This window comes from Enterobacter cloacae complex sp. 2024EL-00711 (genome assembly GCF_047529885.1).
Lineage (GTDB): Bacteria > Pseudomonadota > Gammaproteobacteria > Enterobacterales > Enterobacteriaceae > Enterobacter > Enterobacter ludwigii.
Map to the genome: position 1 here is coordinate 259,724 of NZ_JBLIZC010000002.1, position 21,701 is coordinate 281,424.

At 57.2% G+C, this 21,701-nt stretch carries 16 protein-coding genes; 4 read left to right on the forward strand and 12 right to left on the reverse strand.

Annotated elements, in window-relative coordinates; translation table 11 throughout:
- Positions 1-34: 34 nt before the first annotated feature.
- From thiM to ACMVME_RS07625, 3 genes are read left to right on the forward strand one after another with little or no spacing between them, the layout of a single operon-like run.
- Positions 35-805: a hydroxyethylthiazole kinase gene (gene thiM / locus ACMVME_RS07615; protein ID WP_068794803.1), complete on the forward strand. Its 771-nt coding sequence runs from the start codon at positions 35-37 to the stop codon at positions 803-805.
- Positions 802-1,602: a bifunctional hydroxymethylpyrimidine kinase/phosphomethylpyrimidine kinase gene (gene thiD / locus ACMVME_RS07620; RefSeq protein WP_068794802.1), complete on the forward strand. Its 801-nt coding sequence runs from the start codon at positions 802-804 to the stop codon at positions 1,600-1,602. The genes thiM and thiD overlap by 4 nt, the downstream gene beginning before the upstream one ends.
- Before the next feature lie 42 nt (positions 1,603-1,644).
- The gene (locus ACMVME_RS07625) at positions 1,645-2,391 is read left to right on the forward strand and encodes a GntR family transcriptional regulator (protein WP_014170861.1); all 747 of its coding nucleotides are present in this window, start codon (positions 1,645-1,647) and stop codon (positions 2,389-2,391) included.
- On the opposite strand, the gene ACMVME_RS07630 is transcribed toward ACMVME_RS07625, so the two are convergent.
- Genes ACMVME_RS07630 through ACMVME_RS07640 form a run of 3 tightly spaced genes read right to left on the reverse strand, consistent with a single transcriptional unit; the run spans position 2,365 to position 5,593 of the window.
- Entirely contained in the window at positions 2,365-3,318 is a 954-nt protein-coding gene (locus tag ACMVME_RS07630) for a PfkB family carbohydrate kinase (protein WP_063924750.1), read from the reverse strand. The genes ACMVME_RS07625 and ACMVME_RS07630 overlap by 27 nt on opposite strands.
- A complete protein-coding gene (locus tag ACMVME_RS07635) occupies positions 3,315-4,319 on the reverse strand; it encodes an ADP-ribosylglycohydrolase family protein (RefSeq protein ID WP_059306873.1) in 1,005 nt (334 codons plus the stop codon). The genes ACMVME_RS07630 and ACMVME_RS07635 overlap by 4 nt, the downstream gene beginning before the upstream one ends.
- Complete coding sequence (locus ACMVME_RS07640; RefSeq protein WP_025203667.1) at positions 4,316-5,593, reverse strand: nucleoside permease; 1,278 nt, start codon at positions 5,591-5,593, stop codon at positions 4,316-4,318. The genes ACMVME_RS07635 and ACMVME_RS07640 overlap by 4 nt, the downstream gene beginning before the upstream one ends.
- Before the next feature lie 251 nt (positions 5,594-5,844).
- On the opposite strand from ACMVME_RS07640, the gene fbaB reads away from it, so the two are divergent.
- A complete protein-coding gene (gene fbaB, locus ACMVME_RS07645; protein WP_014170857.1) occupies positions 5,845-6,897 on the forward strand; it encodes a class I fructose-bisphosphate aldolase in 1,053 nt (350 codons plus the stop codon).
- 54 nt (positions 6,898-6,951) lie between these two features.
- On the opposite strand, the gene yegS is transcribed toward fbaB, so the two are convergent.
- From yegS to ACMVME_RS07690, 9 genes are all read right to left on the reverse strand, one after another.
- Positions 6,952-7,851: a lipid kinase YegS gene (yegS, locus tag ACMVME_RS07650; RefSeq protein WP_025203669.1), complete on the reverse strand. Its 900-nt coding sequence runs from the start codon at positions 7,849-7,851 to the stop codon at positions 6,952-6,954.
- A gap of 248 nt (positions 7,852-8,099) precedes the next feature.
- On the reverse strand, positions 8,100-9,461 hold the full coding sequence (gene yegQ / locus ACMVME_RS07655; RefSeq protein ID WP_014170855.1) for a tRNA 5-hydroxyuridine modification protein YegQ: 1,362 nt from the start codon (positions 9,459-9,461) through the stop codon (positions 8,100-8,102).
- Between the two features lie 154 nt (positions 9,462-9,615).
- Positions 9,616-9,948: a YegP family protein gene (locus tag ACMVME_RS07660; protein WP_014170853.1), complete on the reverse strand. Its 333-nt coding sequence runs from the start codon at positions 9,946-9,948 to the stop codon at positions 9,616-9,618.
- A 135-nt stretch (positions 9,949-10,083) separates the two neighbouring features.
- On the reverse strand, positions 10,084-10,806 hold the full coding sequence (baeR, locus tag ACMVME_RS07665; RefSeq protein WP_068794801.1) for a two-component system response regulator BaeR: 723 nt from the start codon (positions 10,804-10,806) through the stop codon (positions 10,084-10,086).
- The gene (gene baeS, locus ACMVME_RS07670) at positions 10,803-12,206 is read right to left on the reverse strand and encodes a two-component system sensor histidine kinase BaeS (RefSeq protein ID WP_020883244.1); all 1,404 of its coding nucleotides are present in this window, start codon (positions 12,204-12,206) and stop codon (positions 10,803-10,805) included. Before baeS ends, baeR begins: the two co-directional genes overlap by 4 nt.
- Complete coding sequence (locus tag ACMVME_RS07675) at positions 12,203-13,618, reverse strand: MFS transporter (protein ID WP_068794800.1); 1,416 nt, start codon at positions 13,616-13,618, stop codon at positions 12,203-12,205. Before ACMVME_RS07675 ends, baeS begins: the two co-directional genes overlap by 4 nt.
- Positions 13,619-16,696 carry a multidrug efflux RND transporter permease subunit MdtC gene (mdtC, locus tag ACMVME_RS07680; protein WP_068794799.1) on the reverse strand — a complete coding sequence of 1,026 codons (3,078 nt, stop codon included), beginning with the start codon at positions 16,694-16,696 and terminating at the stop codon, positions 13,619-13,621.
- Positions 16,697-19,819, reverse strand: coding sequence for an MdtB/MuxB family multidrug efflux RND transporter permease subunit (locus ACMVME_RS07685; protein ID WP_014170848.1), 3,123 nt, complete (start codon positions 19,817-19,819; stop codon positions 16,697-16,699).
- Complete coding sequence (locus ACMVME_RS07690) at positions 19,819-21,027, reverse strand: MdtA/MuxA family multidrug efflux RND transporter periplasmic adaptor subunit (protein WP_020883246.1); 1,209 nt, start codon at positions 21,025-21,027, stop codon at positions 19,819-19,821. The genes ACMVME_RS07685 and ACMVME_RS07690 overlap by 1 nt, the downstream gene beginning before the upstream one ends.
- Between the last annotated feature and the right edge of the window lie 674 nt (positions 21,028-21,701).

Sequence of the window (21,701 nt, forward strand, 5' to 3'; positions counted from 1 at the left end):
TCATCGCTTCTTCACGCACGGCAGGAGCGATACCATGCAGCCTGACCTGCTCGATTTACACGTTTTACATCAGTTTCGAACCCGTTCCCCGCTTACCCACTGTATGACCAACGATGTGGTACAGACCTTTACGGCCAATGTGTTACTGGCGCTTGGCGCTTCCCCGGCTATGGTGATTGAAGCCGAAGAGGCCGAGCAGTTTGCCGCGCTCGCAGATGCCCTGCTGATTAACGTCGGGACGCTGACGGCGCCGCGCGCCCAGTCGATGCGCCGGGCGATTGAGCGTGCAGTGGCAGCAGGGAAACCCTGGACGCTTGACCCGGTTGCCGTAGGGGCGCTGACGTTCCGCACCCGTTTTTGCCACCAAATCCTCGCCCTGAAACCGGCGGCCATTCGCGGCAATGCCTCGGAAATTCTCGCCCTTGCCGGGATGAGTGCGGGCGGGCGCGGCGTCGATACCACCGACACGGCGGCGGCTGCGTTGCCTGCCGCGCAGGCGCTGGCTCGCCAGACGAATGCCATTGTGGTGGTCACCGGTGAACGGGATTACGTCACCGACGGGCAGCGCACCCGCACGGTCGTGGGCGGTGACCCGATGATGACCCGCGTGGTGGGAACGGGATGCGCGCTCTCGGCAGTCGTGGCGGCGAGCTGCTCGCTTCCCGGCGACCGGCTGGACAACATCGCCGCCGCCTGCGGATGGATGAAACGTGCCGGAACGGCGGCCGTCACCCGGTCTGGTGGTCCCGGCAGTTTTGCCAGCGCGTTCCTCGACGCGCTCTACACTCTGGAGGAACGGGTATGAAACGGATTAACGCCCTTACTATTGCCGGTACCGACCCAAGCGGCGGCGCGGGCATTCAGGCTGATTTGAAAACATTCTCCGCACTCGGCGCATACGGCTGCTCGGTGATTACCGCGCTGGTGGCGCAAAATACGCGTGGCGTGCAGTCGGTTTACCGCATTGAGCCGGACTTTGTCGCCGCACAGCTGGATTCGGTTTTCAGCGATGTGCGAATCGACACCACCAAGATTGGGATGCTGGCCGAGACCGACATTGTTGAAGCGGTGGCAGAACGGCTTAAACGTTACCAGGTGCAAAACGTGGTGCTGGATACCGTGATGCTGGCAAAAAGCGGTGACCCGCTGCTGTCCGCCTCCGCCGTCGAGACGCTGCGAAGTAAGCTGCTGCCGCAGGTTGCGCTTATCACGCCTAATCTGCCTGAAGCCGCTGCGCTGCTGGATGCGCCGCACGCGCAGAATGAGTGCGAAATGAAAGAGCAGGGGAATGCGCTCCTGGCGATGGGCTGCGGCGCCGTGCTGATGAAAGGCGGTCATCTTGATGATGAAGAAAGCCCTGACTGGTTGTTTACCCACGACGGTGCGCTGCGTTTCACGGCCCCGCGGGTACAGACCAAAAACACCCACGGGACCGGCTGCACGCTCTCTGCCGCGCTGGCGGCTTTGCGCCCCCGTCGTGACAACTGGGGGGATACGGTCCGCGACGCTAAAATCTGGCTCTCCGAAGCGCTGGCAAAAGCCGATACTCTCGAGGTTGGTCACGGTATTGGTCCGGTGCACCATTTTCATGCCTGGTGGTAAGCCGTATACTGGCAACACACACCAGGCCTGAGAAAAACAGAGATGGAACAAGCGCATACCCGGTTAATCGACCAACTGAATGAACGCATTGCCGCCCCGGACAACACGCCGCTGTATCTGAAATTTGCCGAAACGGTAAAAAACGCGGTACGCAACGGGGTGCTGGAGCATGGGAATATACTGCCCGGCGAGCGCGATCTCAGTCAGTTAACCGGCGTGTCGCGCATTACCGTGCGCAAAGCGATGCAGGCTCTGGAAGCCGAGGGCGTAGTGACGCGTGCCCGGGGCTACGGGACGCAAATCAATAACATCTTTGAATACTCGCTCAAGGAAGCGCGCGGTTTTTCTCAGCAGGTGGTGCTGCGCGGCAAAAAGCCCAACACGCTGTGGGTGAATAAACGGGTGGTGAAATGCCCGGAAGAGGTGGCCAGCCAGCTGTCAGTGCCGCCGGAGAGCGAGGTCTTTTTGCTTAAGCGCATCCGCTATGTGGATGATGATGCCGTATCGATTGAGGAGTCCTGGGTGCCGGTAGGGTTGATTCACGATCCGGATGCAATTGGGATTTCCCTTTATGACTACTTCCGTAGCCAGAATATCTTCCCGCAACGCACCCGCTCACGCGTCAGTGCCCGCATGCCGGACAGCGAGTTTCAGACGCATATCCGTATGGATGACAAAATCCCGGTGCTGGTGATCAAGCAGGTTGCACTTGATCAGCAGAACCGGCCCATTGAGTTCAGCATCAGCTACTGCCGTAGCGATTTATACGTCTTTGTGTGCGAGGAGTAACGCCTCGCGTCCTGGCGCACAGTCGCCGCCGCGGTGGCTAACGACCCAGGCCGCCACTGCATTGCCAAGCGTAACGGCATCAGCCAGCGACCATCCTGCCGCCAGCCCGGCAAGCGTGCCACCGGCGTGGCTGTCGCCCGCACCGATCGTGTCGACGACGGTTGCGGGAAACGCCGGAACGTAGCCCGATTTATCACCCTCATACCAGGCGGCACCGTCTTTATCGTGGCGAATAATCAGCGCAGAACCAAAACGCTGTAGCCACTGCGGGCCGAGTGTTTCAGCTTCCATGCCAAATCGTCCCGCTGCCATCTCGGCTTCCTGGCGATTAAGCGATACCATCGGCTTACAGGCCATGATCCGCGCCATCAGCGCATCAGGAATATCGGCAATGCGCGGCCCAAAGTCGATAAACGCGGTAACGTTTTCCAGGCCTTCCAGCCAGTCCGTCAGGAGCTCTCCGCACGGTGACGCCAGCTGATAGCCTGAGAGGTAGACCAGGCTTTCAGGCGGCACGTGCAGCGCATCCAGCCAGCGCTGTTGCCACTGGTTCTCCACGCCGCTAAACGACATAAAGGTCCGCTCACCATCCGGTTCGACCAGCGCCAGACACCAGCCGTTGTCGCCCGTTTCTACTTCAACGACGCTGTGCAGATCCTGTTTTGCCATGGCGTTACGGATGATGTCTGCCCACACCCCGTGACCGACGGGGAGCGCGTTTTGCGCGGCGATCCCGAGCCGTTTCAGCGCAATAGCAATATTCAGCGCACAGCCGCCGATATTGACACCCTGTTGTTTGAGTTCGATATCACACCCGCGCCAGGGCAGGGCATAGGCGTCGGCGATCACGTCGATGACCGCGGCACCCAACACCGTGACCGGGCGAGTGGCGTGCAGTGTTTCAAGGCGTGCAGCAAAAGCACTCATACGCCCTCCCTTTGCTCCCGGAAGTGCAGCAGTTTTTCACAGTAGTGGTTAAAGTCGAGGCGGTTTACGGCGTCGAGTTCCTCCTTGTACGCCGGGTCAATCGCCTGTACGCCGTGAAGCGCACCGCAGATTGCCGTCGCCATCGCGCCGATGGTGTCCGTATCACCGCCGAGGTTGGCGCACAAAATGGCGCAGCGGTTCGGGTCGGTGCCTGCCAGTTCGACCATCGCAATCGCCGCTGGAACCGACTCAAGCGTGCTGGTGCCCGCGCCAATAAGCTGGTAAACCTGCTCGCTGGCGGAATCGATGCCGTTGGCTTCACGCACGGTCTTAAGGGCGAGCTCAATCCGTGCCGCCAGCGATGCGCTGAAGGTGGTTGTTTTCGCTTCTTGTGCGTAGCGGGCAATGCCTGGCAGGGCATCGGCGATGTTCTGCCAGCGTTCACCGTCAATGGCACGCGACACTGCCCAGGCTATCACCACCGCGCCGGCAATCGCGAGGTCGGATTTATGGGTCGGGCTGGAGGCCAGCGCCACCTCTGCGACAAAGTGCTCCAGACGCGTGGCCGGCAGCAGGCAGCCCAGCGGAGAGGCGCGCATCGCCGCACCGTTGGTGACGCCGTTGTTTTCCAGTTCACTGACCGGCTTGCCGTCACGAATGGCGTTAAGCGCAATCTTCGATGTCGGACCTAACACATTCTTGTTAAACGCATCGAACGACTCCGCCCAGTGCAGAATATGTTTGCCGATAACATCCGCGTTGATCTGCCCGTCGCATTCGATAATCGCATCCGCCAGGCATAACGCCATTGACGTATCGTCGGTGAATTCTGCCTGCTTAAAATAGCAGGCGGCGTTATTTTCAGCCGGTCCGGGTAAAAAACGGTCGATCCAGCCGAAGTGCGCTTTGACGCGCTTTCTCGGCCAAAGCTCCGACGGCATGCCCATCGCATCCCCTAACGCTTGCCCGTATAGGGCACCGAGAACACGTTCTTGTTTCATTTAACTTCCCCTCGTGTCAGCGCGGTATCGCCTTCAACCACCTCAATTGCGGTGATCTCTTTGTCCGATTCGCGGAAAAACAGCATAAACAGCACGGCGATCACGGCAATCATGATCCCTCCGAATGCCCACATTCCGGCCCAGTTGAAGGTCAACCCATTCACCGGCTCTTTGTATGCGAACATTTTTTCCATCATCACGCCGCCCAGGCGGTAACCTAACAGGCTACCAAACCCCTGACAGCACAGCGTAATCAGGCCTTGTGCGGCGGTGCGCATATGCACCGGCGCTTTTTTATCCACGTAGATATACGCGGTCACATAGTAGAAGTCGTAGCTCACGCCATGCAGCAGAATGCCGAGGAACAGCAGGGCATAGGTGAAGTACTGATCGGCACCACCGTAAACAAAGAAGCCATAGCGGATGGCGGCGGTGAGCAGGCCCAGCAGCAAGACCTTCTTAATACCAAAGCGTTTGGTGAAGAACGGCAGCGCCAGCATAAAGAAGATTTCGGAGAACTGGCCGAGCGTCATCCAGCCGGTGGCGTTTTTCATCCCCACTTCGGTGAGATAGCCGTTAGCAAAGATGTAATAGAAGGCCAGCGGCATCGCGAACAGGAATGAGCAGAAGAAGAACACCAGGAAGTTTTTATCGCGCAGCAGGATCAGCGCATCCAGCCCCAGCATGACTTTGAAATCCATCTTGCCGGTACTCTTCGGCGGGGTGTTCGGCAGGAACAGCGCAAAGACACCGAGCAGGGCGGAGCTGCCCGCCGTCATCAGCAGCGGAATATTGGTATCGGAAATGTCGTTATAGCCCATCATCTGCGGCAGAAAACCGCACGCCAGTCCTGAGGCGATCCAGCCGAGGGTGCCCATCACGCGGATACGCGGGAAATCAGCCTCCACATCATCCACATTGGCGAAGGCAATACTGTTGGTCAGCGCAATGGTCGGCATATAGGTCAGGGAGTAAACCAGCAGCAGCGGGAAAAAGGTGCTGAACTGGGTTTGCTGTGCGGCGAAGTACATCACAATGGCACCGGCGAACATCAGTACGGCCAGTACTTTCTGCGCAGCGAAAAAGCGGTCGGTCAGTGAACCCACCAGAATGGGGGAGAGGATCGCGGCAATCGCGGTACAGGCATAAGACCAGCCAATTTCCCCGGCGGTAAAACCGCTTTTGCTCAGCCACAGCCACAGCGGTACAAACCACGCGCCCCAGATAAACCATTCAACAAACATCATGAATGACAGTTGGACTTTCGTTTTCATTGTTTAATCCTGCATGTCAGAGAGGGTACGCCTTTAACATACCACTTAATAATACCTTTTAAATACCTTTGCGGTGATTGTTTGATCAATGTAACAGTTTTGTTGTACACGAATCGAGCCAGCAGATTGTGCTGAAAAAAAATGCAAATGGTGGAAAATCTGTTAAGTCGGTACCAGGCTTAGTCTGCCCATAACGCTATGGGTCTGGATAAACACTCACCGACATCACGTCGGGCTTACGGGAGCATCACATGACTGATATTGCGCAGTTGCTTGGCAAAGACGCCGACAGCCTTTTACAGCATCGTTGTATGACCATTCCAGCCGACCAGCTTTATCTGCCTGGCCACGATTACGTCGACCGCGTGATGGTTGATAACAACCGTCCGCCTGCGGTACTGCGAAATATGCAGACCCTCTATAATACCGGGCGACTGGGGGGAACCGGGTATCTTTCTATTCTGCCGGTTGACCAGGGCGTTGAGCACTCCGCGGGCGCCTCCTTTGCGGCGAACCCGCTGTATTTCGATCCGAAGAACATCGTCGAACTGGCGATAGAAGCGGGCTGTAACTGCGTGGCGTCCACCTATGGCGTACTGGCCTCCGTATCGCGTCGCTATGCCCACCGCATTCCATTCCTCGTCAAACTGAATCACAACGAAACCCTGAGCTACCCGACCGAATACGATCAGACGCTTTACGCCAGCGTAGAGCAGGCGTTCAATATGGGTGCGGTCGCGGTTGGGGCGACGATCTACTTTGGTTCTGAGCAGTCGCGTCGCCAGATTGAAGAAATTTCTGCTGCCTTCGAACGCGCGCATGAGCTGGGTATGGTCACCGTTCTGTGGGCGTATCTGCGTAACTCCGCATTTAAGAAAGACGGAGTGGACTACCACGTTTCTGCCGACCTGACCGGCCAGGCGAACCATCTGGCGGCGACCATTGGCGCGGATATTGTGAAGCAGAAGATGGCGGAAAATAACGGCGGTTATAAAGCGGTAAACTTCGGTTACACCGATGACCGGGTCTACAGCAAACTGACCAGCGAAAACCCTATCGACCTGGTGCGTTATCAGCTGGCGAACTGCTATATGGGACGTGCCGGGTTAATTAACTCCGGTGGTGCGGCGGGTGGCGACACCGATCTCTCCGATGCGGTGCGCACGGCGGTTATCAATAAGCGCGCGGGCGGTATGGGGCTGATCCTGGGCCGTAAGGCGTTTAAAAAATCGATGGCTGACGGCGTGAAGCTGATCAATGCCGTGCAGGATGTGTACCTGGACAGCAAAGTGACTATCGCTTAAGACTTTTTGTAAAACGCTGGCCGGGTCAGGCGTTACCGCCGCCCGGCCACACTGTCAACGCAGAAGCTGGCAGTCCGGTGGCAGCCGGCACTGTAGCGCGCCCGGTAACACCTCAATGCGGAACTGCTTCCCGCTCAGCGGCTCTCCGTCAAGATTAAACGTCATGCCGTGTGGGGCATTCACTTCAAACCACGCGGATTTACCGGCAATAATATTCGGGCTCTCTTCTGGCTGAGTCAGGGTGGTAAACAGCGCAGGCAGCAGGCCATCACCCGTGAAAATACGCAGCTGTAACTGACCATCATTGATCAGCGCCTCCGGGCATAACTGCTGTCCGCCACCGGCCTGACGGCCATTGCCGATACCAATCACCAGCGCATCACCCTGCCACTGAAAGTTCTCGCCGTGAATCTCACAGCGGTCCGGCTTCAGGGTATCCATGCGCATCAGGCCGTGGATCAGATACGAGACGCCGCCCAGCGCTGCCTTCAGCTTTTCAGGGGTTTCGCTGGTAATGCGCGTCCCGAATCCACCGGTCGCCATATTAATAAAACAGGTTTTTTCATTCACCTGAGCAATATCCACGGCGGTGGCTTTGCCGAGGATAGCCAGCTGCAGGGCTTTTCCCAGTTCTTCGGGGATTCCGGCGCTGGTGGCGAAATCGTTGGCCGTACCGAGCGGCAAAATGCCCATCACCGGGCGGTCGGTTGAGGGAAGATCTATCAGAGCGCCGGCAATTTCATTAATGGTGCCATCGCCCCCGCCAGAAATAATGGTTTCGACCCCGAGCTTCAGACCTTCGTCGATATAGCGTGCCGCATCACCTTTTTCCCACGTCACTCGCACGTGTATACGCGCACCGTCTTCACGCAAATCCGTCACTGCCTGGCGCAACAAATCGTTGCCCGCACTTTTGCCATTGAGAATCAATAAACTGTCTGGATAGATTGCCATCCGCGCTGCTCCCTTTTTTAGCGTTAGTAAGAGTGTATAGCAGGGAGGAAAAAAGCGGGTAAGAACAGGATGAAAGGGAAAAAATAAGCCCGCGTAAGGGAGATTACGCAGGCTAAGGAGGTGGTTCCTGGTACAGCTAGCATTTATGGGTTATGTTTTTCAGCGGGGGGATAATACCCGTATTGAACGAAGCGGTATGTGATCCGATTCTAAGAATTATCCCAGCGCGAAAAAATTTCCCTGCTTGATTATTTACTGTGCGGGTTACGGGTACTTTCACCGTTGAAATTACGCATCAGCAGCGCAAACTCCAGCTCCACTTCTTCGGGTACCGGCAGCCAGACGGTATGGCCGTTGCCTGGCGCCACGTCAATTGCTTCGCCTTTACCGTTTTCCAGATGTTCCAGGGTGAAGTTCATGTTGCCCTGCGGGGTCATCAACTCCAGGCTGTCGCCTTTGGTGAATTTGTTCTTCACCGCCACGGCGGCCAGCGCACCTTTGCGCTCACCGGTAAAATCACCGACAAACTGCTGGCGCTCGGAAACGGAATAGCCGTGTTCGTAGTTCTGGTAATCGTCATGGGTGTGACGACGCAGGAAGCCTTCGGTATAACCGCGATGCGCCAGGCCTTCCAGGGTTTCCAGCAGGCTGGTATCGAACGGCTTGCCGGCAGCGGCATCGTCGATGGCTTTACGGTACACCTGAGCAGTACGCGCGCAGTAGTAGTAGGACTTGGTACGGCCTTCAATTTTCAGGGAATGCACGCCCATCTGCGTCAGACGCTCAACGTGCGCAATCGCACGCAGGTCTTTGGAGTTCATGATGTAAGTGCCATGCTCGTCTTCAAAGGCGGTCATGTACTCACCCGGACGTTTGGCTTCTTCAATCATGAACACGCTGTCAGTTGGCGCGCCGATGCCTAAGGTTGGCTCCACGTTGGTCACCGGGATCGGCTCATGTTTGTGGACGATATTGCCAATGTCGTCTTCTTTGCCTTCCTGAACGTTATATTCCCAGCGGCAGGCGTTGGTGCAGGTACCCTGATTCGGGTCACGCTTGTTGATGTATCCCGAGAGCAGGCAGCGACCGGAGTAGGCCATGCACAGCGCGCCGTGAACGAAGATTTCGATTTCCATATCCGGCACCTGCGTGCGGATTTCTTCAATCTCTTCCAGCGAAAGTTCACGAGACAGAATGACGCGGGTCAGCCCCATCTGTTTCCAGAATTTCACCGTTGCCCAGTTAACGGCGTTGGCCTGAACGGAGAGGTGAATATCCATCTCCGGGAAGTTCTCCCGAACCAGCATGATTAAACCCGGGTCCGACATGATCAGTGCGTCCGGTCCCATATCAACCACCGGCTTCAGATCGCGGATGAACGTTTTCAGCTTGGCGTTATGCGGCGCAATGTTGACCACCACGTAGAATTTTTTGCCCAGGGCATGTGCTTCGTTAATGCCGAGCTGCAGGTTCTCGTGGTTGAATTCATTGTTACGCACGCGCAGCGAGTAGCGCGGCTGGCCAGCATAGACGGCGTCAGCGCCATAGGCGAAAGCGTAACGCATATTTTGCAGCGTTCCCGCCGGGGAAAGGAGTTCCGGTTTAAACATGTTTGTTCTCGTTCTGATGACAGGTCAGATCCGCATGCACCAGGTGCAGCGGTAAGGGGAGATCCCCCACTTTAAGGGCGGGCATTGTAGCGCTGAGGGACAGGGAGGTAAAGCGCCGGGTCGTACCATCGCTAACCCGGCCGGAGGCGTGTCGTCAGGTATTGTCTTTTACCGTCTGGCTTGAACCGTTAGTTTTGACCGACGCGATGCCTTTATCTCGCGACTGTTCCGAGGCATACATCTGGCTGCTACCAATAACCTGATGATTCCCGGCCTTCAGATTGAAGTGGAATTTACCGTTGGTGGCCACTTTCTTCTCATAACGTTCATCAGAAGGGCTATTGGTGCGAACGGAGGCGATACCGTTTTCGGCGGAATTTTTGGTGGTGTAAAGCTCACTGGTCAGGATCGTTTCTCCGTTTCCTGCTTTGAGAACAAACCTGAACTGCCCATCACTGCTTTTGTTTAACTCGAACCAACCAGACATAGGAACTCCTTGAACGAAGTGGAATTATCTGCACCAGTTATCAATAAGCGAACCGGTAATGTGAGTATGGTTGATTCTTCGTTGCTTTCCAGAAATGAAAAACCCGCCAGCAGGCGGGTTCGGTAAGCTAAATGCTCAGGCTATCCTGCACGCATCCGCTTCCCATCGGTAGCCCACGCCATACACCGCGCGGATAAATGACTGCTCCGCATCGAGCGCTTCCAGCTTGCGGCGCAGGTTTTTAATATGGCTGTCGATGGTACGGTCAGTCACGACGCGGTAATCATCATACAGACGGTTCAGCAGTTGCTCGCGGGAGAAGACCTTCCCCGGCTCGTGGGAGAGGGTTTTCAACAGGCGGAATTCGGCGGGGGTGAGATCCAGCAGCTTGCCGCGCCAGCTCGCCTGGAAGCGGCTTTCATCGACGATAAGTGGGCTTTCCGCGTCCAGTACCTGCAGTTCACGATGGGGCTTACAGCGGCGCAGAATGGTTTTTACGCGCGCGACCACTTCACGTGGGCTGTATGGCTTGCAGATGTAATCATCCGCGCCAATTTCGAGGCCCAGCAGGCGGTCGATCTCTTCGATTTTCGCCGTCACCATCACCACCGGCACGTCCGAGAAGCGACGAATTTCCCGGCACAGGGTCAGGCCATCGGTTCCGGGGAGCATCAGATCCAGCAGGATCAGGTCCGGCGGCGTCTGGCGCGCATAAGGCAGCACCTGATCGCCATGGCTGATAAGCGTGGGGGCATAGCTTGCCGCGCGTAAATAGTCGATCAGTAACTGCCCGAGCTTCGGCTCGTCTTCGACAATCAAAATGCGTGGCGTGTTTTCGTCAATCGGTAACTCGGTCATGCTTCTCTCGATAAATCCCGTTCCAGAGGTAACTCTACTGTAATGCTTACCCCGCCAAAAGGCGAATGGGCGGCGCGGATCGTGCCATTATGGGCCTCGACGATGTTTACGCAAATCGCCAGTCCCAGACCGGACCCGCCGCTGGCGCGATTGCGGGAGCCTTCGGTGCGATAAAATCGCTCAAACAGTTTTTCCAGCTGTGCATCCTGCACGCCGGGGGCGGAATCCGCAAAGGTCAGGGCAAAATGCCCGTTTTCTTGTTTGCCGGAAATATGCAGGCCACCGCCGCTGTCGGTGTAGCGCAGGCTATTTTCCAGCAGATTGTTGAACAGCTGCATCAGGCGGTCTTTGTCGCCAAACACCACGGCGCTGTCAGGCAGTGAGAGATCGATTTTCAGGTTGCGGCTGGCGAAACGTTCGCGGAAGGCACCGCTTACCACCTCCAGCACGTTTATCACATCGACGGGCGCTTTCTGGTAGGCCAGCGCGCCTTCGTCCGACATGGAGAGCTGGTGGAGGTCATCGACCAGTTTGGTCAGCGTGCCCACTTCCGCCTGCAGCGAGGCCACCGATTCGGGAGTGAACTGACGCACGCCGTCCTGAATAGCTTCCAGCTCGCCGCGCAGCACCGCCAGCGGCGTGCGGAGTTCATGGGAAATATCAGCCATAAAATCGCGTCGCATCTGCTGGTTTTTTTCCAGGGTGCTGGCGAGCTGGTTAAAGTCCTGCGCCAGCTTGCCGAGTTCGTCCTGGCTACGGGTATCGACGCGGGTGGAGAAATCCCCGGCGGCCAGCTTATGCGTCCCTTCCACCAGCCGTTTAACCGGCGCGAGCAGACCGCGGGCCAGCGGGAAGGTCGCGAGCGCGGCCAGCAGGGTGGAGAGCGCGACAATCAACCAGCTGGTGCGGCGCTGCTGGCGATCAAAGTTGATATCGGTGTTGCGCGTCAGGCGTTCAACCGGCGAGGCGATCACCCAGCCGACGGTGGCGTTATTCACTGTGATCGCCCGCTTTGTGCCATCCGGCGGAATGGGCGCGCGCGGGCCAACCAGTACGCGCATATCCTGGTCTATCACCCAGAACTGGGTGCGCCAGCCGTGCGGCGGCATCCCGGGGCCCGGACGATCGTCACCGGTATCATGCTCAAGCGAGCGCAGGATCTGGAATACGAAGCGGTCGTTATTGCGCAGAAAACGCCAGTTACCGTGCAGGGCATACTGATCGCTCAGCGCATCGCTCAGCCCCTGTAAACGCTGTTCATTACCATGCTTAATGTAATCAATAAAACCCCGTTCGAAACTGACCCGCACGGCCCAGTGCATGGTGACCAGCAGCACGATACAGGTGGCAAATATCGCCACAAAGAGTTTACCGGTAATGCCCGGACGCCAGAATTTCATGGTGCACTCCTTTTGCCGTGTCGGATAACGACGTTCTTACGGGTATCATCCGGCACTCTGGCGAAGATGAACGCGGGCAGGGCGATAATCACCGCCATGCTGAGATAGGTATACAAAAAGACCTGATGGGCGACCGGCGTGTCGACGCTGAGATGATGCTGTCCGTACATGCCGAGCAGTAAACCGGCAAGGGTCACCCCTACGCTCATGGAGAGCTGCATGATCATCGACAGCAGGCTGTTTCCGCTGCTCGCCAGGTCATCCGGGAGTGCTTTTAACGTCAGGGTATTCATTGATGAAAAGCGCACAGAGTTAATGATGCCCTGGCAGAACAGCACCAGCGGCAGCGCGTAGTACCAGCCCAGCAGCGCCACGGCCATAAACAGCAGGCTCACCAGGGCCAACCCAAGCGTCGCGGCAACCAGGACGTGGCGATAACCAAAACGGTTAACCACCTGCACCACGATGCGTTTCATTCCCATGCTGCCAAGTACCATCGGGATCATCATCAACCCGGCGTGAAACGGTGAAAATCCCATTCCAATCTGCAAAAAGACCGGCGTCATAAAGGGCAACATGCCGCTGCCGACGCGCCCGGCAAAGCTCCCGAACAGGCCCAGACGATAGGTGGGGTTTTTAAACAGATCGAGCGTGAACAACGCGCTCTCGTTACCTCTGGCATGCAAGAGGTACCACAGGATAGCGGTAATGCCGAGCGCCACCAGAAGGCCAAGCGTCAGGGCGGAAATCCCGAGGCCTTTTTGGCCATCAAGCGCGAGGGTGAGCATCGCCATCCCCGCCGCCAGCAGGATAAAACCCAGGAAATCAAAGCGCCGGGTCTGCATGGTGTAGTTAGGCATCAGCATCAGGGTGGCAATCGCGCCGATGATGCCCACCGGCAGGTTGATTAAGAAGATCCAGTGCCAGGAGGCATACTCCACCAGCACTCCGCCCAGCGCCGGGCCAAGCAGCGGGCCGACTTGGCCTGGCAGGGTGACGAAGGTCATCGCTGCCATATACTGCTCGCGGGGCACAATCTTCATCACCGTCAGCCGCCCGACAGGCACCATCATCGCCCCGCCAATGCCCTGTAACGCGCGGGCCATCACCAGTTGATCCAGCGTATTCGCCTGGGCGCAAAACAGCGAGCCTGTGGTAAACAGCACGATGGCGGTGAAAAAGATATTCCGCACGCCCACTTTGTCCGCCAGCCAGCCGCTGGCCGGAAGCATAACGGCCACCGTTAATACATAGGAGACAATCACCATATGCATATGCAGCGGACTCTCCCCCAGGCTTTTTGCCATCGAGGGGAGGGCGGTATTGACGATGGTTGTATCCAGCGACTGCATAAAGAAGCCGAAGGCGACAATCCACAGCTGCCAGCGCACGTGACGTGGGAGGTCGGTCATTTATTCGGTTACCGTCGTTCTGTTTTTACGCGAAAAACGCACCCGCAGACGGTCAAAGAACAGATAGACCACCGGCGTGGTGTAGAGCGTCAGCAGCTGGCTCATCACCAGCCCCCCGACAATGGTGATCCCCAGCGGCTGGCGCAATTCTGAGCCGTCACCGCTGGAAATCACCAGCGGCAGCGCGCCAAACAGCGCCGCCAGCGTGGTCATCATGATCGGGCGAAAACGCAGCAGACAGGCCTGGAATATGGCCTCTTCTGGCGTCAGGTTGCCATTTCGCTGGGCGTCCAGCGCGAAGTCCACCATCATGATGGCGTTTTTCTTCACGATGCCAATTAACAGCATGATACCAATCAGCGCAATCAGGCTGAAGGGCGCGCCGAACAGCTCCAGTGCCAGCAGCGCCCCGACGCCCGCCGACGGCAGCGTGGAGAGAATGGTCAGCGGATGGACGTAGCTTTCATAAAGCACGCCCAGCACGATATAGACCGTCGCAATGGCGGCCAGAATCAAAATCACCTGCGAATTCATCGTCTCCTGGAACACCTGCGCGGTACCGGCAAAACTGCCGCGTACCGTGGACGGCACGCCAAGCTGGGTCATCGCACGGTTGATCGCATCGCTGGCCTCAGAGAGGGACGAACCGGCTGGCAGGTTAAAGGAGATGGTCGATGCCGCCGAAAGGCCCTGGTGGTTCACCGACAGCGGCGCGTTCGCCGGCTGCCAGCTGGCAAAGTAAGAGAGCGGGATCGCCTTACCGTCGTTATTAATCACAAACATGTTGTCCAGCGCGCTGATGTCCTGGGTGTAACGCGGGTCCACCTCCATCACCACCTTGTATTGGTTCATGGGCTGGTAGATGGTGGAAATCTCACGCTGGCCGAAGGCATTGTTCAGCAGGCTGTTGGCAGCATCGACGTTAATCCCCAGACGTGACATGGTTTCGCGATTGTAGGTCAGCGCCATTTCTGCGCCGTTGTCCTGCTGATCGGAGTTAACGTCCGCCAGCTGTGGCAGGGCGGCCAGCGCCTTGCGGATCTTAGGCTCCCACTCGCGCAGGGCGGCTAAATCGTCAGAGAGTAACGTGTACTGATAGCTGGCGTTAGCCTGACGCCCGCCGACGCGGATATCCTGAACGGCCATCAAAAACAGATTAGCGCCCGGCTCTTTGGCGAGCTTCACGCGCAGGCGGTCGATAACCTGCTGGGCGGTTTCATTGCGCTCGTCACGCGGCTTCAGGGTGATAAACATCATCCCGCTGTTCACCCGCGAACCGCCGGTAAAGCCGGTTACGTTATCTACCGCTTTATCTTCGCGGATGACCTTCATAAAGTCCTGCAGCTTGCCGCGCATGGCCTGAAACGAAATACTCTGGTCTGCCTGGATCCCGCCCATCAGCACCCCGGTGTCCTGCTCCGGGAAGAAGGTTTTCGGGATAGTAATGTACATCCAGACGTTGAGCACGATGGTGCCAATCAGCACCAGGCCGACAATGCGCGTATGTCTCAGCACCCACTTCAGGGACTTGCCATAGCTCTCCTGCATCGCCAGCAGGAAGCGACCAAATCCCTTACGGCGCGGCTGAGAGTGGGGCTTGCTGCGTTTTAACATCCAGCCGCACATCATCGGCGTAAGCGTGAGGGACACAATCAATGAAATACCGATGGCGACCGAGAGCGTGACGGCAAATTCCCGTAACAGCCGGCCAGGCAGGCCGCCCATCAGCAGTAACGGCAGGAACACCGCCACCAGCGACAGGCTCATCGACAGTACCGTAAAGCCCACTTCACGCGTTCCCTGCAGCGCGGCCTGCAACGGTTTCATCCCCGCCTCCAGATGGCGCGAGATGTTCTCCAGCACCACAATGGCGTCATCCACCACGAAGCCGGTGGCAATCGTCAGCGCCATCAGCGACAGGTTGTTAAGGCTAAATCCGCACAGGTACATCGCCGCGAAGGTCCCTATCAGCGAGACAGGCACAGCCACCGCGGGGATCAGCGTGGCCCGGCCTGAACGCAGAAACAGGAAGACCACCAGAATCACCAGCGCAACGGAGATCACAAGCGTCTGCTCCACCTCTTCGAGCGAGGCGCGAATGGTGGGGGAGCGATCCTGGGCAATCTGCAGATCGATCGCCGCCGGGATGGTCTGCTGGAGTTCCGGCAATCTCGCGCGGATACCGTTCACCGTCTCAATAATGTTGGCTTCCGGCAGCTTGCGGATCATCAGCAAAATAGCCGGTTTGGCGTTGGTCATCCCGGCGTTGCGCACGTCCTGCACCGAGTCGGTGACGCTCGCGACATCGCTCAGGCGCACCGCCGCACCGTTGTTGTAGTGAATGATCAGCGGCTGGTATTCCGCAGCGGTTTTCAGCTCATCGTTAGTCTGGATCTGCCAGCGGTGGCTACTGTTCTCAATGGCCCCCTGCGGTTTGCGCACGTTTGCATTGCTGATGGCAGAGCGCACATCGTCCAGTGAAACACCCTGGTTAAACAGCGCCTGCGGGTTTAAGCCCACGCGCACGGCGGGCAGAGAGCTTCCGCCAACGCTGACATCACCCACGCCGTTAATCTGGGCGAGAGTCTGCGCCAGTTGGGTGGAGGCGAAATCGTACAGTTGCCCCTGCGAATAGGTTTCCGAGGTAAGCGTCAGGATCATGATCGGCGCATCGGACGGGTTCGCTTTACGGTATGTCGGACGGCCCGGCATCCCGCTCGGTAGCAGGTTCTGCGCGGCGTTGATCGCCGCCTGCACATCGCGCGCGGCGCCGTTAATATCCCGGTCGAAGCTGAATTCCAGAATGATACGCGTGCTGCCAAGCGAGCTGCTGGAAGTCATCTCGTTGACCCCGGCAATTCGCCCGAGTGAACGTTCCAGCGGTGTGGCAACCGACGAGGCCATGGTTTCCGGTGATGCACCGGGCAGCGAGGCGCTGACCATGATCACCGGGAAATCCACCTGCGGCAGCGGGGCCACCGGCAGCAGCCGGAAGCCCAGGACGCCGCACAGGGTGATGGCGAGTGAGAGTAAAATCGTCGCCACCGGGCGATAAATGAAGAGGGCGAAAAACTTCATTTACGCCTCCTCTTCACGTTTCGGGAAGCGGCTTTTCGTCCACAGCGCCAGACGGTCAAACAGCAGATAAATGACCGGCGTGGTGAACAGGGTCAGGACCTGGCTTACCAGCAGGCCACCGACCATACCAATCCCCAGCGGACGACGCAGCTCGGCACCAACACCGGTACTGAGCATCAGCGGCAGGGCACCTAGCAGGGCGGCGAGCGTGGTCATCAGGATCGGGCGAAAACGCAGCAGGCAGGCCTGGAAAATTGCCTCGCGCGGCGACATCCCCTGCTCGCGCTCGGCGGCAAGGGCAAAGTCGATCATCATGATGGCGTTTTTCTTCACGATCCCGATAAGCAGGATGATCCCAATGATGGCAATCACGTCCAGCTCGCTCCCCGCCAGCATCAATGCCAGCAGTGCCCCCACGCCCGCCGTTGGCAGGGTGGAGAGGATGGTAATAGGGTGAATAAAGCTTTCATACAGCACACCGAGCACGATATACATCGCCACCACGGCCGCGACAATCAGCCAGATGGTGTTGCCTAGCGCGGCCTGGAACGCCAGCGTGCTGCCCTGGAACTGGGTCTGAATATCGGACGGGAAGTTCAGCGTCTTCTCTGCGGCCAGAATGGACTCCACCGCTTCGCCCAGCGAATAACCGTCCGGTACGTTAAACGAGATGGTGGTGGACGGGAACTGATCCAGATGGTTAATCGACAGCGGTGTGTAGCGCTCTTCCACCGTCGCGATGGCGCTGAGGGGCACGATGCCCCCGTCTTTGCTGGTCAGGCGCACCGAATCGAGCGCGGCCAGGCCGGGCGTGTTTTCCGTGTTGTGTTCCAGCACCACGCGATACTGATTCGCCTGGGTATAGATGGTGGAGATCAGACGCTGACCGAATGCGTTATACAGCGCGTTATCCACGTCGGCCATGGTGATCCCAAGCCGGCTGGCGGTATCGCGGTTAACGTTCACATATGCCGCCAGCCCTTTGTCCTGCCAGTCGCTGCTGACGTCCGAGAGCTGCGGCAGGGCGTTGAGTTTATCCACCAGTTGCGGTACCCAGGTGCTGAGTGCATCAAGGGTGGTGGCCTGCAGCGTGAACTGGTACTGGGTACGGCTCACCTGGGTATCGATGGTTAAATCCTGAATTGGCTGGAGGTACAGCTCAATACCCGGGACGCGCGCCACGGCAGTTTGCAGGCGGTCGATTACCGTCTGCACGCGGTCGTCGCGATCGTCAAGCGGTTTAAGGTTGATCTGCAGGCGGGCACTGTTTAGCGACGGGTTGGTGCCATCGACACCGACATATGACGTCAGGCTCTCTACTGCCGGATCTTTCATGATGATCTCTGACACCTGCTGCTGACGCTGCGCCATGTTAGCGAAGGAGACCGTCTGCGGTGCCTGAAGCGTACCCTGGATAATGCCGTTGTCCTGAATCGGGAAGAAGCCTTTCGGGATGAAAATCCACAGCATAACGCTGAGCGCCAGCGTACCAAGCGCCACGCCAAGGGTTGCCCATGGATGGTTAAGCACTTTCGCCAGCACCCGTCCGTAAGCGGCAATAATGCGTTCGAACATCCGCTCAGAGGCGCGCGAGAAGCGGTTTTGCTTGCGCAGGGAGGCGTGGCTCAGCATACGGGCGCACATCATCGGCGTGAGGGTCAGTGACACCACGGCGGAAATCAGAATGGCGACGGCCAGCGTCACGGCAAATTCGCGGAACAAACGCCCGACGATATCGCCCATAAACAGCAGCGGGATCAGTACCGCAATCAGTGAGAAGGTGAGGGAGATAATGGTAAAGCCGATCTCGCCCGCCCCTTTCAGCGCCGCGGCTAACGGTTTTTCACCTTTTTCGATATAGCGCGAGATGTTCTCGATAACAACGATAGCGTCATCGACCACAAAGCCGGTGGCAATAGTAAGGGCCATCAGCGTCAGGTTGTTTATCGAAAAATCGAGGAACACCATGACGGCAAATGTTCCCACCAGTGAGAGCGGCACGGCGACGGCAGGAATGAGGGTCGCCGGCACGTTACGCAGGAACAGGTAGATGATCATCACCACCAGCGCAATCGCCAGCATCAGTTCAAACTGGGTGTCAGTCACGGACGCGCGAATATTGGTGGTCCGGTCAGACAGCACTTTCACGCTAACTGACCTGGGCAGGCTTTCAATCAGTTGCGGCAGCATAGTGCGAATGCTGTCTGCGGTTTCAATGATATTGGCACCCGGCTGGCGCTGGACGTTCATCACGATCGCCTGCTGTTTGTTGGCCCAGGCGCCGAGCCAGCTGTTTTCCGCACCTTGCTCAACGGTTGCCACATCGCCCAGGCGCACCGGCGCACCGTTCTGGTACGCGACGATCAGCTGTCGATATTCATCCGCGGACTGCATTTGATCGTTCGCCGAGAGGGTCACGGCCCGGGTTGGGCCATCAAGCGAGCCTTTTGCCGAGTTGACGTTGGCGTTACTGATGGCGCTGCGGATAGTTTCGCTGGTGAGGCCCAGCGCGGCGATGGCCTGGGCATTGAGCTTCACGCGCACCGCCGGACGTTGACCGCCGGCAAGCGTAACCAGTCCCACGCCAGAGACCTGTGAAATTTTCTGTGCCACGCGCGTTTCGACCATGTCTTCGACCTGAGTCATCGGCATGGCGGAGGAGGTGACGGCGAGCGTCATGATCGGCGGATCCGCCGGGTTTACTTTGCTGTAGACCGGTGGGTTGGGCAGGTCGGATGGCAGCAAGTTGGTGGCTGCGTTAATCGCGGCCTGTACTTCCTGTTCGGCAACGTCGAGTGAGAGCGTAAGCTGGAACTGCAGCGTCACCACGGATGCTCCGCCGGAGCTTTGCGAGGACATTTGCTTCAGGCCAGACATCTGACCAAACTGGCGCTCCAGCGGCGCGGTGATGGCCGACGTCACCACATCCGGGCTCGCACCCGGATAAAGGGTGACCACCTGGATGGTGGGATAATCCACTTCCGGCAGCGCCGAGACGGGCAGGAAGCGATAGCCAATAATCCCGGCCAGCAGAATTGCCACCATTAACAGCGTGGTGGCAACAGGGCGCAGAATAAACAGGCGTGAAGGCCCACCTGTAGAGCTCGGGGGCATAACCTGCATCAGGAAGTCGCTCCCTGCTTAGCAGGCTGTTGCTGGCCTTCAACCACTTCGACTTTCGCCCCCTCGGTGAGACGATCAATACCGTCGGTAACCACGCGGTCACCTGCGGAAAGGCCGGCGCTGATCACCACCGTCTGGCTGTCCTGAATGCCGGTTTTCACCAGATGCTTGCTGACGTTATTCTCACTGTTAAGCACCCAGACAAAGTTCCCTTCGTTGCCCATCTGCAGCGCCGCCGTCGGGATAACGACCGCATTTTCCTGCGTTGCGACCAGCATCCGCGCATTCACGAACTGATTCGGGAAAAGCGCATCATCCTGATTGTTAAAGCGGGCTTTTAACTTGATGGTGCCGGTGGTGGTGTCAATCTGGTTATCCAGACTGAGCAGGGTGCCTTCGCTCAATTTTTGCTTGTTGGTGCGATCCCAGGCTTCCACAACCAGCCCTTTGCCGGCTTTCTGCGCCTGAACCACGGTTGCGATGTCGCTCTCCGGCAGGGTAAAGACTAAATCGACAGGATGCGTCTGGGTGATGACCACGATACCGGTGGTATCGCCGCTGGAAATCTGGTTGCCAATATCAACCTGCTTCAGACCGACGCGGCCGTCAATCGGGGCGGTGATGCGGCTCCAGTCGAGCTGTAACTGTGCGCTGGCCACAGCGGCTTCGTCAGCTTTAAGGGTGCCCAGCGCTTCGCTGACCAGAGACTGCTGCGTATCCAGTTCCTGACGCGATACCAGGTTGGTTTTCACCAGTTGCTGATAGCGTGCCAAATCGCGTCGGGCGTTCGCGAGCGTGGCCTTGTCTTTCGCGAGCTGACCCTGCGCCTGCGCGAGGGTGACTTTAAACTGGCTTGGGTCAATTTCCGCCAGTAAGTCCCCGGCTTTAACCTGCTGGCCTTCCTGGAAGTGAAGCGCCATCAGCTGCCCGTCCACACGGCTGCGAACCGTAACGGTGTTGGCGGCGGTAATGGTTCCCAGCCCGGAGAGATAACGGGGCACCGCTTTATTTACCGCAGTAGCCGCCTGAACGGGAGCCAGCGCACCGCCGCGCATGCCGTGACGTCCGCCACTCGCGGGACGCTGAGATGGGCTGCTGGCACCTGCGGAAGTGTCAGAAGAGTGATTGTGCCAGAACCAGGCGGCGGCAAGAGCCACCACAATGATGCCAGCGGCGATTGCCCAGCGGGATTTGTTACTGCCTTTCATCGTTATACGTTCTCATCCTGAATACTTCGGGGAATGATACTAGTTTAGTCAGGCAACACGGCAGAAAAATGGAGGAAATATGGAAGACTGTCTGGATTTGTCTGATTGGCAGGGGGAGGGGCGCGGCGTGAGACGGCCTTCAAATCGGATCAATTGCCAGTGCGTAATTTACCAGGAATATTCCCTGCCACCTGAAATATTCTTATTATTTATCTGCCGGGTGAGAAACGGAGAAAGATAACAATTGGTTTTATTATTTAATTTGTCTTTAGGAAAATTTCATTATTCATCATGTAAGGATCGGAATATTCTCTGTTATACCAATATTTTTCATCTTGTTATCAAATCATTAACAAACTAATGATTTTTTGCAATGTGACGTATTTATTTGATTTAAAATATGTTTTTGTTATTCCTTTCAATGCACTTCTTTTGATTTGTATCAAAAAGCTAAAACAGTTTAAATTACCTAAAATTGCGATAATTATAGATTTTTATTTTAAAAATGTTATTTAAATGGTTTTATGTTTTTATTTAAGCGATCTCGTCATGAATGATTATGAGAAAAATCCTAACGGCGGAGGGTTTTTTCGTCATTCGATTGGTTGTCCTGAAACATAATTCAAATAATACTTTTTTGGCGCGGTAAATCCCGTTCGCATTTAAATGGAGCT